The 13,312-nt window shown below is 73.6% G+C and carries 12 protein-coding genes; 6 read left to right on the top strand and 6 right to left on the bottom strand.

Annotated elements, in window-relative coordinates:
* Positions 1-68: 68 nt before the first annotated feature.
* From ACQEVS_RS23085 to ACQEVS_RS23095, 3 genes are all read right to left on the bottom strand, one after another.
* Positions 69-2,456 (bottom strand): glycosyl hydrolase family 18 protein, encoded by a 2,388-nt coding sequence (locus ACQEVS_RS23085; protein WP_433023260.1) that lies wholly within the window; start codon positions 2,454-2,456, stop codon positions 69-71.
* A 195-nt stretch (positions 2,457-2,651) separates the two neighbouring features.
* Complete coding sequence (locus ACQEVS_RS23090) at positions 2,652-3,326, bottom strand: response regulator (protein WP_433023262.1); 675 nt, start codon at positions 3,324-3,326, stop codon at positions 2,652-2,654.
* Entirely contained in the window at positions 3,323-4,534 is a 1,212-nt protein-coding gene (locus tag ACQEVS_RS23095) for a sensor histidine kinase (RefSeq protein ID WP_433023264.1), read from the bottom strand. Before ACQEVS_RS23095 ends, ACQEVS_RS23090 begins: the two co-directional genes overlap by 4 nt.
* 159 nt (positions 4,535-4,693) lie before the next feature.
* Between ACQEVS_RS23095 and ACQEVS_RS23100 the strand changes: the two genes are divergently transcribed.
* Positions 4,694-5,233 (top strand): hypothetical protein, encoded by a 540-nt coding sequence (locus ACQEVS_RS23100; protein WP_433023266.1) that lies wholly within the window; start codon positions 4,694-4,696, stop codon positions 5,231-5,233.
* A 230-nt stretch (positions 5,234-5,463) separates the two neighbouring features.
* Here the strand turns inward: ACQEVS_RS23100 and ACQEVS_RS23105 are convergent, their stop codons facing one another.
* Positions 5,464-6,036 (bottom strand): cob(I)yrinic acid a,c-diamide adenosyltransferase, encoded by a 573-nt coding sequence (locus ACQEVS_RS23105; protein ID WP_433023268.1) that lies wholly within the window; start codon positions 6,034-6,036, stop codon positions 5,464-5,466.
* Between the two features lie 255 nt (positions 6,037-6,291).
* Between ACQEVS_RS23105 and ACQEVS_RS23110 the strand changes: the two genes are divergently transcribed.
* The 4 genes from ACQEVS_RS23110 (at position 6,292) to ACQEVS_RS23125 (ending at position 10,336) form a co-directional block, all read left to right on the top strand.
* Positions 6,292-7,140: a 3-hydroxyacyl-CoA dehydrogenase family protein gene (locus ACQEVS_RS23110; protein WP_433023270.1), complete on the top strand. Its 849-nt coding sequence runs from the start codon at positions 6,292-6,294 to the stop codon at positions 7,138-7,140.
* Positions 7,141-7,276: 136 nt separating this feature from the next.
* Entirely contained in the window at positions 7,277-7,621 is a 345-nt protein-coding gene (locus ACQEVS_RS23115; RefSeq protein ID WP_433023272.1) for an STAS domain-containing protein, read from the top strand.
* Between the two features lie 214 nt (positions 7,622-7,835).
* Positions 7,836-9,041, top strand: a complete 1,206-nt coding sequence (locus ACQEVS_RS23120; protein ID WP_433023274.1) for an ATP-binding protein — start codon at positions 7,836-7,838, stop codon at positions 9,039-9,041.
* Positions 9,014-10,336: a hypothetical protein gene (locus ACQEVS_RS23125; RefSeq protein ID WP_433023276.1), complete on the top strand. Its 1,323-nt coding sequence runs from the start codon at positions 9,014-9,016 to the stop codon at positions 10,334-10,336. Before ACQEVS_RS23120 ends, ACQEVS_RS23125 begins: the two co-directional genes overlap by 28 nt.
* Positions 10,337-10,678: 342 nt before the next feature.
* On the opposite strand, the gene nucS is transcribed toward ACQEVS_RS23125, so the two are convergent.
* Positions 10,679-11,341 (bottom strand): endonuclease NucS, encoded by a 663-nt coding sequence (gene nucS, locus ACQEVS_RS23130; protein WP_398264434.1) that lies wholly within the window; start codon positions 11,339-11,341, stop codon positions 10,679-10,681.
* Between the two features lie 211 nt (positions 11,342-11,552).
* Between nucS and ACQEVS_RS23135 the strand changes: the two genes are divergently transcribed.
* Positions 11,553-11,945 (top strand): SCO5389 family protein, encoded by a 393-nt coding sequence (locus ACQEVS_RS23135; protein ID WP_433023279.1) that lies wholly within the window; start codon positions 11,553-11,555, stop codon positions 11,943-11,945.
* A gap of 191 nt (positions 11,946-12,136) precedes the next feature.
* Here ACQEVS_RS23135 and ACQEVS_RS23140 read toward each other — a convergent pair whose 3' ends face one another.
* The gene (locus tag ACQEVS_RS23140; protein ID WP_433023281.1) at positions 12,137-13,162 is read right to left on the bottom strand and encodes an LLM class flavin-dependent oxidoreductase; all 1,026 of its coding nucleotides are present in this window, start codon (positions 13,160-13,162) and stop codon (positions 12,137-12,139) included.
* Positions 13,163-13,312 lie beyond the last annotated feature (150 nt).

A 13,312-nucleotide genomic window follows, 5' to 3' on the forward strand; every position in this document is an offset into this window, starting at 1 on the left:
GTTTGAGGACACCCGCGCGGAGCGCGGTTCCGGGGGCCCGGGGCCGCCGCCCCGGGCCCCCAACCGCGTCAGCGGAGACCGTTGTCCAGCGCGGTCATGAGCGTGCCGCTGTCACCGCTCATCTCCCACACCATGGCCCCGCCAAGCCTCTTCGACTTCAGCCAAGCCGTCTTCTTCCCGATCGACCAGGCGTCGTCGAACGTCCACCACTGCCCGTTGTCGCCGGTGTAGCCGTACGTCGCCACCGACGTCTCGTCGTGGTAGATGGTCAAGTTCGGTACGGAAGCGAGCAGGTTGTCGTAGCCACGCGTACCGGACTCCTCCGGGAACTGGCCCGGTGCGGCGCCGTTCGCCTTCTGCCAGACGCCGTGGACGCCGCCGTCGGTGACCTGCTGCCAGCCGCGGCCGTAGAAGGCCATGCCGAGGACGAGCTTGCGGGAGTCGACGCCGGCGTCGAGGTAGGTCTGGATGGTCTTCTCGACGCTGAACTTGGTGGTGTACGGGTCCTTGGCGTCCGGGTACAGGTTGCCCTGGTGGCCGGTGAGGTTGGGCTCCCAGCTGTTGTCGCTGCCGGAGCCGTGGAAGTCGTACCCCTGGACGTTGGCGTAGTCCATGTAGTCGAACACGCTGGGCGTGCCGTCCTTGGTGGTGATGTCCCAGCCCGCCTCGATCTTGCCCGGGTCGGCCGGGGTGAAGGCGGAGAGCAGGTACTTCTTGCCGTCGGCCGCGCCCTGCGCGTCGAGCTGCTTGCGGAACTCGGCGAAGAGGAGGGTGTTGCCGGCCTTGTCCTCCTTGGAGATGTGGTTGCCGGCGTGGCCGTCGGCGCCCGGCCACTCCCAGTCGATGTCGAAGCCGTCGAAGATCCCGGCCGCGCTGCCGTTGCCGCCGCGTCCGTTGCTGACCGGCAGGTTGCCCTTGATGTACATGTCGATACAGGACTTGACGAACTTCTGCCGGGAGGCGTCGGTCTTGACGACGTCGGAGAAGTACTTGCTGTACGTCCAGCCGCCGATCGACATCATCACCTTGAGCTTCGGGTACTTGGCCTTGAGCTGCTTCAGCTGGTTGAAGTTGCCGGCCAGCGGCTGGTCCCAGGTGTCCTGGGAGCCGTTGACGGACTCGCCGGAGCTGAAGCCCTTCTCGTAGTCGGCCCAGGAGTCACCGGCGCCGTCGCCCTGGTTGGGGTCCTGCGGGTTGGAGCCGGTGGCCTTGGTGACGCCGTTGAGGCAGGTGAGGTTGTTCGGGTCGATGTTGCTGAAGGCGTAGTTGATGTGGGTGAGCTTCGCGGCGGCGCCCGTGGTGTCCAGGGACTTCACCGTGTAGCCGCGACCGTAGATGCCCCACTGGGCGAAGTATCCGGCCTTGATCATGTCGCCGGAGGGCTGGGTGCCGCCGCCGGTGGTGCGGACGGTCAGCGGCGGGCTGGCCGGGCCGGTCTGGCCGGCGGTGTCCCGGGCGACGACGGTGTACGTGTAGTCGGTGCCGGGCTGGAGGCCGGTGTCGGTGTACGCCAGTTTGGCGACGGTCGCGGCCTTCGTCGTGCCGCGGTAGACGTCGTACTCCTTGACGCCCTTGTCGGACGTCGCCGCCGCCCACTTCAAGGCGATGGAGGTGTCCGTGACCGCGGTGGCCTGCGGGGTGCCGGGGGCGGACGGCGGCTGGTCGGAACCGCTCTTCGTGGTGCGGAAGGTGGCGGCGGGGCTCGCGGGACCCGTCTTGCCGTCCAGGTTGCGGGCCACCACCGTGTACGTGTACTCGGTGTCCGCGGTCAGGCCGGTGTCGGTGTAGGCGAGCTTGCCGACGGTCGCGACCTTGGACGTGCCGCGGTAGACGTCGTACTCCTTGATGCCCTTGGCGTCGGTGGCCGCCGCCCACTTCAGCCCGATGCTGGTGGCGGTGACGCCGGTCGACTCCGGCTTGCCGGGGGCGCTGGGCGGGGTGTCGGTGGACGAGCCGTCGCACGCGCCGCCGTTGAGCTTGCAGCCGGCCGGGGTGCCGTTGCCGGTGGCGACGAAGCCGAAGGAGACGCTGCCGCCGGGCGGTATGGAGCCGTTGTACTCCCGGTTCTTGGCGGTGTAGTGCGTGCCCGAGCCGGTGATCAGGGCGTCCCAGTAGGCGCCGACCCCGGTGCCGGAGGGGAGGTCCCACTCGACGGTCCAGCCGTCGATGGCGGTCGTCCCGGTGTTCTTGACGGTCCATTCGCCCTGGTAGCCGGAGCCCCAGTCGCCGGTCTTGGCGAACGTCGCGGTCGCGGCGGCGGCCTTGACGGGCTTGCCGGCCGCGGCCGTCGTCCCGTGGGCCGGGGCGCCGGCCGAACTCGCCGGGGCGGCGAAGCCGATGAGGGCGGCGGCGGGGAGGAGCAGCGCGCCTAGGGCGGCGACGGCTCGGGTGGCGGGCCGTCTGCGTGGGGAGTTGAGGGTGGGGTCCGTGTGATGTCGAGAGGTCTCTGTTGACAAGAGAGTGCTCCTCGATGAGGTCAGGAGATGTGGGGGGTGACGTGGGGGGTGGGGGATGGGGGGTTCCGTGACCTGTGCGCAGCGAGGTGAGCACGCGCGTGGGCGAGAGGGGACGGGCCCGGCGCAGGGGGGTGTGTATCGCGAAGGACGCTCACCACGACTGTGAGGGGAGCGTAAGAAGGTCCGTACCAATGGTCAAGAGGTCTGGACCATCCCCAACTCCTGGGCGAGAACGGCCGCTTGCACCCGGCTGCGCAGCCCCAGCTTGGCCAGCAACCGGCTGACATGGGTCTTCACCGTCGCCTCCGCCATCCCCAGGCGCCCCGCGACCTCCGCGTTGGACAGCCCGCCGCCCAGGCAGGCCAGTACCTCCCGTTCCCGGCGGGTGAGGGTGTCGACCACCGCCGCGTCCCGGTGCGCCGCCGGGTCGGGGGTGCGGCGGGCGAACTCGGAGATCAGCCGGCGGGTCACGGCGGGCGAGATCAGCCCCTCGCCGCGGGCGACGGTCCGTACCGCCGTGAGCAGGTCGGCGGCCTCGCTGTCCTTGAGCAGGAAGCCGGCCGCTCCGGCGCGCAGCGCGCCGAAGACGTACTCGTCCAGGTCGAAGGTGGTGAGGACGAGTACGTCGGCGAGGCTCTCGCCGGCGATCCGCCGGGTGGCCGAGATGCCGTCCAGGCGGGGCATCTGGACGTCCATCAGGACGAGGTCCGGGCGCAGTTCGCGGGCGAGCCGGACGGCCTCCTCGCCGTCGGCGGCCTCCCCGGCGACCTCCACGTCGGGGGCCGACCGCAGGATCAGGACCAGCCCGGACCGCACGGACGCCTGGTCCTCGGCCACGACCACGCGGATCGGCCGTTCCCGCTCGCTCATGTGTTCTTCTCCTCGTCGTCCAGGGGCAGTTCGGCCCGTACTTCCCAGCGTCGGCCGCCGTCGTCCTCGCCGGTGGCCGGCCCGGCCGTCAGCCGGCCGCCCAGCAGGGCGACGCGCTCCCGCATCCCCACCAGGCCCGCCCCGGCGCCCGGGGCACGCGGCTCCGCGGCCCTGCCGGCGCCGCCGCCGAGGGCGCTGGTCACCCGGACGGTCAGGGCCCGCTCCCGGCCGTCCGCGCCGGTCAACTCCACCGTGACCGGGCCGGGGGCCGCGTGCTTGACGGCGTTGGTCAGCGACTCCTCGACGATGCGGTACGCGGCAAGTTCGACCGGGGCGGGCAGCGGCCCGGGGCCGCGGGCGTCGCGGAGCTCCACGGTGAGGCGCCCGTCGGGCAGCGCGGCGCGGGTGCGGTCGAGGAGCGCGTCGAGGCCGTCGAGGGTGGGCGTCGCGCCCGGCTCGCCGGCGTCCTCCGCCCCGCGCAACAGGGCGATGAGACGGCGCATTTCGGCCAGACCCTGGACGCTGTTGCCGCGGATGACGCCCAGCGCCTCGCGGGACGTCTCCGGCTCGTCGATCGACAGGGCGGCCGTGGAGTGGATGGCGATGGCCGACAGGTGGCCCGCGACCACGTCGTGCAGCTCGCGGGCCATCCGCGCGCGCTCCGCGACCACCGCCTCGCGCCGGTCCATCTCGGCCAGCAGCATGGTCCGTTCGGCCGCGAGCCGGGCGGCCTCCGCCGCGTCGCGGTGGTGGCGGACGCCGACGCCCGTCCAGGCCGGGACGATGGTGACGACGGCCAGCGCGAGCCCGACGAGCACCGCCTCCGGCCGGCGGATCAGGGCGAGGGACAGCAGCGTCCCGGCCACCGTGACCGCCTCGCAGGCGCGGGGGAGCAGACGGTACGCGGCCGGAGGGCCGTAGAGCACGGCCGCGTACACCAGGTCCGTGAACATCACCGTGGTCGCGACCAGGTTGCCCGAGCACACGTCGACCGCCAGCGCGGACGTCCCCACGGCCAGCCCCACGAGGGGCCTGCGGCGGCGCAGCAGCTCGGCCGCGGCCATCACGGCCAGTGCCACGAGCGCCACCCGGCGGGGCAGCGCGGCCACCGGGTGGCTGCTCAGCCCCAGCGCGTACAGCACCAGGCCGCCGAGCAGCCCGGACGCCGCGATCAGCAGGTCGTCGCGGTGCGGGAGGGAGCGGGGCATGAGGACATCACAGCACGTGGGAGGTGGTGTCGTCGTCCGCCGTCCGACCGTGGGGCCGAGCGCGGAGTACATCGAAGGATGCAGTCGCGAATCGCCGCCCGTGAGGACGAGACGGCTCGCCGGCGCCGGGAGCCTGGAGGGGAGGGAAGGGAGAAGACGGTGGTCGTCACGCTGATCGTCGCCTGCGAGGTCGCCTTCTGGCTGCTGCTGGCCGGCGGGCTGAGCCTGCGCTACCTGCTGCGCATGCCGCGGGCCGGGGCGGCGCTGCTGCTGGTGGAACCGCTGCTGGAGCTGGTGTTGCTGGTGGTGACCGCGATGGACCTCCGCAACGGCGCGACGGCCGACTGGAAGCACGGCCTGGCGGCCGTCTACATCGGGTTCTCGATCGGCCTCGGTCACTCGACGCTGAAGTGGGCCGACCAGCGCTTCGCCCACCGGTTCGCGGGCGGTCCGCCGCCGGTGAGACCGCCGAAGTACGGGCCTGAACGGACCCGGCACGAGTGGCGGACGGCGGGCCGCTGGATCCTCTCCGCGGTGGTCGCCGCGGCGCTCCTCCAGGCGGCCGTCTGGTACGTCGGGGACGCCGGGGACACGTCCTCGCTGCGGATGTGGCAGACGCGGATGCTGTGGGTGATCGGCATCAACGTGGCCCTCGCCGGCAGCTACTCGCTGTGGCCGCGGCGCGCCCCGGGCGCTTGACGCCGCGTGGCGGCGGTGCGCGCCGGGACTCGTGGACGTCCCCGGCCCTCGGGTCCGGCGTCCGGGCGGGGAGGCCGCGTTGTTCGGTGGGCGGGCGCGGGGCTGAGCGGTTCTCGCCGGGGGCCGACGGCGCGTCCCCGGCCGCCTTGTCCGTCGTCCGCGCCGGGACGCTGCCTCGTCCGGAGCCGGCCCCCGGGCCCGCGGCGGGGTGCGGTGGTCGCGCGTGGAGCTCAGCGGTTCTCGCCCGGCACCCACAGCACGTCCCCGACCTCCTTGTTCGCCGTCCGCGCCAGGATGAACAGGAGGTCCGAGAGGCGGTTGAGGTAGGTGGCCGTCAGCGGGTTCATCGTCTCGCCGTGCGTCTCCATGGCCGCCCAGGTCGAGCGCTCGGCGCGGCGGACCACCGTGCACGCCTGGTGCAGCAGCGCGGCGCCCGGGGTGCCGCCCGGCAGGATGAAGCTGCGCAGCTTCTCCAAGCCGGCCAGGAAGCGGTCGCAGTCGGCCTCCAGGCGGTCGACGTACGACTGCTCGACGCGCAGCGGCGGGTACTTGGGGTTCTCCACGACCGGGGTGGAGAGGTCGGCGCCCACGTCGAACAGGTCGTTCTGCACCCGGACGAGCACCTGTGCGACGTCCTCGGACAGCTCGCCGAGGGCCAGGGCCACGCCGATCGCGGCGTTCGCCTCGTTGGCGTCCGCGTAGGCGGCGATGCGGGGATCGGTCTTGGCGGTGCGGCTCATGTCGCCGAGCGCGGTGGTGCCCTTGTCGCCGGTGCGGGTGTAGATGCGCGTCAGATTGACCATGCCACGAGCCTAGCCGCGGCCTTCGCCGGGGCGGCCGACACGGGTGATCCGGGGGCCGGACGGGTGTGACCCGCGGTACGGAAGTGGCTGGATTGAGCCGTGCGTCCGCACGGCCGCGGTGTCCGGTGTGATGTCCGTCATTTGGGACGTGACGCGCATCTCTCTGCCCCCACCAGCGCGGTGACGAGCGCTAAGGTCCGCAGCGGAGCCGTAAGTGAACCGCCGGTAAGCGCACAGGAATTAAAGGGGACAGCCGTGGCCAAGAAGCTCGCCGTCGTCGGAGCCGGACTGATGGGTTCCGGTATCGCCCAGGTCTCCGCCCAGGCCGGCTGGGAGGTCGTCCTGCGGGACGTCACGGACGCGGCGCTGAAGCGGGGCACCGACGGGATCCGGGCGTCGTACGACAAGTTCGTCTCCAAGGGGAAGCTGACGGCCGAGGCGGCCGACGCGGCGTTCGGGCGGATCACGGCCACCACCGACCTGGACGCGGCCGCCGACGCGGACGTCGTCGTCGAGGCGGTCTTCGAGGACGTCGACACCAAGCGCGACATCTTCCGCGCGCTGGACGGAATGGTGCGCGAGGACGCGGTGCTCGCCTCCAACACCTCCGCCATCCCGATCACCAAGATCGCCGCCGCCACCTCCCGCCCCGAGCGCGTCGTGGGCGTCCACTTCTTCTCGCCGGTGCCGCTGATGCAGCTGTGCGAGCTGGTGCGCGGTCACAAGACCAGCGACGCGACGCTCACCAAGGCCCGCGAGTTCGCCGAGGGCGTCGGCAAGACCTGCATCGTCGTCAACCGGGACGTGGCCGGTTTCGTCACCACCCGCCTGATCACCGCGCTCGTCGGCGAGGCCGTCAAGCTGTACGAGTCCGGGGTGGCCACCGCCGAGGACATCGACACCGCGTGCAAGCTCGGTTTCGGCCACGCGATGGGCCCGCTGGCCACCACCGACCTCACCGGCGTCGACATCCTGATGCACGCGATGGGGAACATCTACACGGAGAGCCAGGACGAGAAGTTCGCCCCGCCGGAGATCATGCGCCGCATGGTGGACGCGGGCGACCTCGGCCGCAAGAGCGGGCAGGGCTTCTACCAATACTGAGCCGTCCGTACAAGCCCGGTTCACCCTGCCGTGTGAATTGGGTAATGGTTCGCTAACGGACGGCAACCTTGGCGTGTGAGAGGCAGTCAGTTCTTTAGAGCCACACCCACACCACGCAGCACTCAGGGGAGCGCATATGCACATCAGGGGCGACCACGCCGAACTGGTCGTCGGGGGCCGCCTCGACGTCCGCAACGCGGCGGACGCCCGAACGGTCCTGCACTCCGCGCTCGACGCCGGCCGGGGCGACCTCGTCCTCGACCTCACCGAGCTGGACTCCTGGGACGCCACCGGACTCGGCGTCATCATGGGGGCCCACCGCCGGGCCGGGCGCACCGGCCGGCGGCTGGTGCTGCGCGGGGTTCCGGACCGGATGCAGCGCGTGCTGGTGGCCACCCGGCTGCACCGGATCCTCGCCATCGAGGACCCCGAACAGCCGGGCCGCGTCGCCCCGCTCCCGGCGTGCGAACGCGCCGGATGAGGCGGGCGTGAGCCGAGTGTCCGGATTGCCCGCACAAGGGTGACGCCCGGGGCGCCGTGGGCGCCCCCGGTCGGCGATACTGTCCCAAGGTCTGTTCGGTTTCCCGTCGCTTTCGCCTTGCAGAAGCCCGCGGGGCGCCGGACCGGTGGTCGGAAGAGCGCGGACAGGCCGGGAGGACACGACGGCACGCCACGCGACTGGGGGGCTTTGAACGATGGACCCGACCAACCGGACACCGGACGCGGCGCGGCCGGGTGAGGGCCGTACGGGCACCGACTCCCCCGGCCCCCGGGTCCCTGCGGCCTCCCCGGCCTCCGCCGCGGAGGACACGGGCCAGAGCCCGGCCCCGGTCCGGGTCGTCCGGCTCGTCGCCGGGGACTACCTGCTCACCGTCAACCCCGTGGACGGCAGCGAGATAGAGCCCTGCCCGCCCGGCCGCATGCCTCCGCCCGCCCGCCGGCACGACCCCGAGGCCCGCGCCGAGCGGGACCGCGCCGCCGTCCCGCCGCCGCCCGCCGGCGCCGCGCGGTCCGGCGCGCCGCTCATCGGCCGCGGCGAGGTCCGCGAACGGCTGGGACGGCTGCTCTCGCGCGGCCGCTCCGTCCGCCTCACCGGCCCCGCCGGTTCCGGGCGCACCGCCCTGCTGGACGTCCTCGCGGCCGACTGCGCCCGCTTGGCGCCCGACGGCGTCGTCCGGCTGAACGGCCGTCACCGCACCACCCCCGACCTCCTCCACGAGCTCTACGCCGCCGTCCACCACGCGCCGCTGCACCGGCCCGACCGGGCCGGACTGCCCGCCGCCGTACGGGAGATCGGCGCGGTCGTCGTCCTGGACGACCTGGAGTTCGGCGGCGCCGCGCTCGACGAACTCCTGGACGCCACCCCGGAGTGCGCGTTCCTCTTCGCCGCCCGGCCCGACGTCCCGGCGCCCTCCGCCGACGCGCACGTCGAGGAGGTCGTCCTCGACGGCCTCGACCGCACCGAGTGCCTGGAGCTGCTGGAGACGGCCGTCGACCGGCCGCTCACCGACGAGGAGGCCGACTGGGCGGCCGACCTGTGGGTCGAGTCGGACGGGCTGCCGCTGCGGTTCGTCCAGGCCGGCGCGCTGCTGCGGCGGCTCGACGGCGCCGCCTCCGACGCGGACGCGGCCGACGGCGAACGGCCGTTCAGCATCCCCGAGGACGGCGTTCCCGGGGGTGGCGCTCCCGGGGAGGGCGCGCCGGCCGGCCGGCGCGAGCCGCTGCCCCGGGGACCGCCCCCGCCGCGGCGCTCGCCGCCCGGCTCGGCGACTCCGCCCGCGAGACCCTGCGGTTCGCCCTCGCCCTCGGCGGCGAGGTCCCGCACCAGGCCCAACTGCCCGCGCTCGTCGGGGACGAGCACGCCGACGCCGCCGTGGGCGAACTGTTCGACGACGGGCTGATCACCGTGGTCGGCGCCCACTACCGGGTGGCCGCCGGGGTCGCCGGGCAACTGTCCGGCACGGACTGGTCCGAGGGCGCGGCCGAGCGGGTCCTGGCCGCCGCCCGGCACTACGCCTGGTGGGCCGGGCACCCCTCCGTCACCCCCGAGCGCATCGCCGCCGAGGCGGACGTCGTCCTCGCCGCGCTCGCCGCCCTGGTGACCTCCGGCGCGCCCGGCCACCCGGCCGCCGCCGTGCTGCTGGCCCGCACGGCCGCGCCGGCGTTCGCGGGCGCCCTGCACTGGAGCGCCTGGGAGCGCGGGCTCCGGCACGGGCAGGAGGCCGCCCGGCTGGCCGGCGAAGTGGGCGAAGAAGCGTATTTCCACCACGAGTTGGGCGTCCTCGCGCTGTGCACCGGGAACCTGGGCCGGGCGCGCGCCGAACTGGAGGCGTCCACCGGGCTGCGCGGGGTGCTCGCCGACAAGCGCGGCGCCGTCGCCAGCCGGCGGGCGCTCGCCCTGGTCGCCGACCGGTCCCGGCCCGCGCCGACGCCCGCCCCCGTGCCCGTCGGGCGGCCCGGCGGTCCCGCCGTACGGCCTCCGGCGCCGGCCGGCGGCCCGCGCGGCTCCGCGGGCGAGGAGGTCCCGGCGGCCCGCAGCGAACAGTCCGCGGCGCCGCCCGCCGGGCCCGTGCCCTTCACCACCGACCCGGACCGCGTCTCCACCGCGGCCATCCACCGCGTTCCCGCGCCGCGCGCCGGGGCGGGCGCCGGCGCGCCCCCGGCGGGCGGCAAGCGGCCGGGTGGACCGCAGGCGTGGGTGCAGAAGCTGATGGCCGGCGGCGGACGCCGCAATCTGGCGGCGGCCGGGGCCGGTGTGGTGCTCGCCGCCGTGCTCGGCACCGTGGTGTCGCTGGGGACGTCCGCGGGGGGTGGCGAGCAGGGGAGTGGTGATCAGGACGCGGTCAAGCCGGACCGGTCGGCGTCCCAGCAGGACGGGGAGCCCGATCTGACCGCCGAGCATCCGGCGGGGGGCGGTGGGCCCGCCCCGATGCGTGGGCGGGGCGGTGGCTCGGAGCGGCCCGGTACGCCGGGGCGGACGGGGGCGCCGTCGGGGACGCCGTCCGGCGACACGTCGCCGTCGCCGTCGGGGACCGCCTCGCCCGATGACTCGCCGTCGCCGACCCGGACGCCCGGTGGCGGGCACTCGACTGGGCCCACTCGTACCCCGGGGGCGGTGAGTCGACCAAGACTCAGCCTCCGACCACTCCGAGTGAGCCGACGGATCATCCTCCGAAGACGGATCCGCCGCCGGTGACGCAGCAGCCGACCCCGCCTGCCGGCGGGGGTGACTCGGCGGGGTCGGGGACGGTCAAGCCGAGCGGCTGACGGGGGTGGGGTGCCCCGGTCCCTCCCCCAGAGGGGGCACCCCCATTCACCGTTTCTTCCAGGGCTGCGCCCCGGACCCCGGCATCGCGGCTTCGCCGCGAGGTCCTCAAACGCCGGACGGGCTGGTTGTCGCGCCCGGGCGCGACAACCAGCCCGTCCGGCGTTTGAGGACAACCGCGCGGAGCGCGGTTTCGGGGTCTGGGGCGTCAGCCCCAGGAAGCGGCGAAGGTGGGGGCACCCCCTCTGGGGGAGGGACCGGGGCGCACCCCCCTCAGAACAGCCGAAGCTTGTCGTCCTCGATCCCCCGCAGCGCGTTGTAATCGAGCACCACGCACCCGATCCCCCGGTCCGTCGCGAGGACACGAGCCTGCGGCTTGATCTCCTGGGCGGCGAAGATGCCGCGCACCGGTGCCAGGTGGGGGTCGCGGTTGAGGAGTTCGAGGTAGCGGGTGAGCTGTTCGACGCCGTCGATCTCGCCGCGGCGCTTGAGCTCGACGGCGACCGTCTGCCCGTCGGCGTCGCGGCAGAGGATGTCGACCGGGCCGATGGCCGTCGGGTATTCGCGGCGGATCAGGGTGTAGCCCTCGCCGAGGGTCTCGATGCGGTCCGCGAGGAGCTCCTGGAGGTGTGCTTCCACGCCGTCCTTGATGAGGCCCGGGTCGACGCCGAGCTCGTGCGAGGAGTCGTGGAGGACCTCCTCCATGGTGATGATGAGCTTCTCGCCCGCCTTGTTGATCACCGTCCAGACACTGCCGTCGCCCTCCTTGAGGGTGCACGGCGGGGACATCCAGTTGAGGGGCTTGTAGGCACGGTCGTCCGCGTGGATCGAGACACTGCCGTCGGCCTTGACGAGGATGAGACGGGGGGCGGACGGCAGGTGGGCGGTGAGCCGGCCGGCGTAGTCCACGGAGCAACGGGCGATGACGAGACGCATGGTGAGCCACGCTACTCGACTCGCGGCACCGGACGCGATTCGCCCTGGATGGGCCCGTTCGCCGGTGGCCAGTTGTAGGTGCGTTCTCCTGGTGGGGCAGCAGTGGCCGGATTACCGTTGAAGCGGGCGGTCGTCGTACGGGCACAGGGCGTCGTCGTCCGCTCGCCCACCCCCAGGACCCCGCCCGGCGGGGCCCGCGAGAGGAGAACTCATGTCGCTCGACGTCTCACCGGCCCTCCTCGAACAGGCCGAGCGAGGCGAGGTCGACGAAGAGGCATTCGTCGACTGCGTCCGGAACTCCCTGCCCTACGCCTGGGAGATGATCAGCTCGCTGGTGGCCCGGCTCGAGGTCGAAGGCGGCGAGTTCGCCGACAACCGGACGCCGCCGCCGGACGAGAAGGCGCGCGGCCAGCTGCTGCGCGCCCTGGCGAGCGACGCGATCCGCGGAGCGCTCCAGCGGCACTTCGGGGTCCGGCTGGCGTTCCAGAACTGCCACCGGGTCGCCGTCTTCCCGCTCGACCCCTCGGCCGACGAGCGGCTGGCCCGCTTCACGTCGGTCCGGGGACAGCTCCTCAACCAGTCCCCGGAGCTGCGCGACTGCTGAACCGGCGCCGCTGCCGCTCCGCGCGCGGGGCGCGGGACGGTACGGGGGCGGCGGCTCCCCGGACCTGTGGCCGGGGAGCGGGGGCGGGTCACGGCGGCGCCCGCGTCGTGCCGTGCGCCGGGGTGGGACGTCACGTCGCCGGTCCGCGTCCGTGCGCCCCCGTGGGAAACGGCCAAAGACCGTCACCGCTCTCAGCGGATCAGCGGCAGTACCTCCGCGCCGAGCCGGCGCAGGTTCTCCTCGGTCGCCGCGAGGTCCCCCGATCCCTCGGCCAGCAGCGCGAATCCGCGTACCCCGGTCCGTTCCGCCGTGGCCGCGAGGCGGTCGGCGCACAGCCGGGGCGAGCCGACCGGGTGGAGGGAGCACAGCAGCTCCGTGTACGCGAGCGGGTCCCGCATCCGGCGCTCCCGGCCGTCGACGGTGACGTGCGCGCCGAGGCCCTGGCGCAGCCAGCCGGGCATCGTCTTCAGCAGAATCTCCGCCGCCTCCTGGCGGCGGTCCGCCACCTGCACCACGCCCGCCGCGACATGCCCGGCGGTCGCCACGTGCTCCGATGAACTCCCGGCTTCCAGGGCGCACTTGCGCCACAGGGACACCATTTCGGCCTTCTCCTCGTCGGTGCTGTGCATGCCGAGCAGCATCGGCAGCCCGTGCCGGGCGGCCAGCCGGACGCCGGCGGGCGAGGTGCAGGCGACCAGCACCGGCGGGCCGGGCCGGTCGAGCAGTTCGTCCGGGCGCGGCACCACCGGCACCTCGCGGAAGGAGAATCGTTTGCCCGAAGCACCGACGCGGGGTTCGCGCAGCCAGCGCATCAGCAGTTCGAGGGATTCCGGAAACGCTTCTTCGTAAGCCTGGACGCCCGCGTTGAACACTTCCAGGTCCACCCAGGGCCCACCGCGGCCCACCCCGAGGGTGAACCGGCCGCCCGAGGCGATGTGCAGCACCGCCGTCTGCTCGCCGAGGGCCACCGGGTGGGTGGTGGGCAGGACGCTCACCGCCGTGCCCACCCGGATCCGCCGGGTACGGCCCAGGAGCAGCCCGGCCAGCGTCACCGCCGAGGGGCAGACGCCGTAGGGGACGAAGTGGTGTTCGGCCAGCCAGACCGCGTCGAGCCCGGCCTCCTCGGCGACCTCGGCCGTCCGCACCGCCCGGTACAGCGCCTCTCCGTGACCCTGGCCCGGGAACTGGGCGGCCAGGACGAACGCTCCAACGCGCATCTCGTGCACCTTCCTGCGCGACCGACCCGACCCCCCGTTGGCAATAACGCCCGACACGTGCCACGAGGTACGGGCCTTCGGGAAGTTTTCATGATGATCGGAGAGGGGCGGGGGTGGTGGCCGGGCAAGGCCGCGGACATCCGGCCGGGG

Source organism: Streptomyces sp. CA-181903, assembly GCF_050937075.1.
Taxonomy (GTDB): domain Bacteria; phylum Actinomycetota; class Actinomycetes; order Streptomycetales; family Streptomycetaceae; genus Streptomyces.

Coding starts and splice junctions, on each gene's coding strand:
- ACQEVS_RS23090 (WP_433023262.1), bottom strand. CDS start 3,326: ATGAGCGAGCGGGAACGGCCGATCCGCGTGGTCGTGGCCGAGGACCAG.
- ACQEVS_RS23095 (WP_433023264.1), bottom strand. CDS start 4,534: ATGCCCCGCTCCCTCCCGCACCGCGACGACCTGCTGATCGCGGCGTCC.
- ACQEVS_RS23105 (WP_433023268.1), bottom strand. CDS start 6,036: ATGGTCAATCTGACGCGCATCTACACCCGCACCGGCGACAAGGGCACC.
- ACQEVS_RS23115 (WP_433023272.1), top strand. CDS start 7,277: ATGCACATCAGGGGCGACCACGCCGAACTGGTCGTCGGGGGCCGCCTC.
- ACQEVS_RS23120 (WP_433023274.1), top strand. CDS start 7,836: ATGGACCCGACCAACCGGACACCGGACGCGGCGCGGCCGGGTGAGGGC.
- nucS (WP_398264434.1), bottom strand. CDS start 11,341: ATGCGTCTCGTCATCGCCCGTTGCTCCGTGGACTACGCCGGCCGGCTC.
- ACQEVS_RS23135 (WP_433023279.1), top strand. CDS start 11,553: ATGTCGCTCGACGTCTCACCGGCCCTCCTCGAACAGGCCGAGCGAGGC.
- ACQEVS_RS23140 (WP_433023281.1), bottom strand. CDS start 13,162: ATGCGCGTTGGAGCGTTCGTCCTGGCCGCCCAGTTCCCGGGCCAGGGT.